Source organism: Gloeomargarita sp. SKYB120, assembly GCA_025062155.1.
Lineage (GTDB): Bacteria > Cyanobacteriota > Cyanobacteriia > Gloeomargaritales > Gloeomargaritaceae > Gloeomargarita.
Genome location: JANXAM010000089.1, coordinates 1 through 531 on the forward strand (window position 1 = coordinate 1; position 531 = coordinate 531).

Here is a 531-nt window from a genome sequence, read left to right on the forward strand (position 1 = left end):
CGCATCATCGTCTTCATTGACGAGTTGCATACTGTTGTCGGCGCTGGTAGGGCTGAAGGAACTGTCGTTGACGCTGCCGACATGCTGAAGCCCGCTTTGGCTCGCGGCGAACTTCGTTGCATTGGTGCGACGACCCTTGACGAATATCGCAAGCACATTGAAAAAGACCCAGCCCTTGAGCGTCGCTTCCAACCCGTTTATGTCGCTGAGCCGACCGTTGAGCAAACCATTGCGATTTTGCGCGGTTTGAAAGAGCGCTACGAAGTCCATCACGGCGTCCGCATCAAAGACAGCGCTTTAGTCGCCGCTGCCGTCTTGTCACATCGCTACATCGCCGACAGACACTTGCCCGACAAAGCCATTGACTTGGTCGATGAAGCGGCAGCGAAACTGCGAATGGAAATTGACTCCATGCCAACTGAAATTGACGAAGTTGAACGGCGCATCCGCCAGTTGGAAATTGAACGAGTGGCTTTGAGCAAAGACAGCGATGACCCTGTCGCACGGGAGCGGCTTGAAAAGTTGGAGCGC

The 531-nt window shown here is 54.6% G+C and carries 1 protein-coding gene; it reads left to right on the forward strand.

The window, feature by feature from the left end:
- Positions 1-531, forward strand: a 531-nt coding sequence (locus NZ705_12525) for an ATP-dependent chaperone ClpB (GenBank protein ID MCS7293767.1), incomplete at both ends; no start/stop codon positions are given.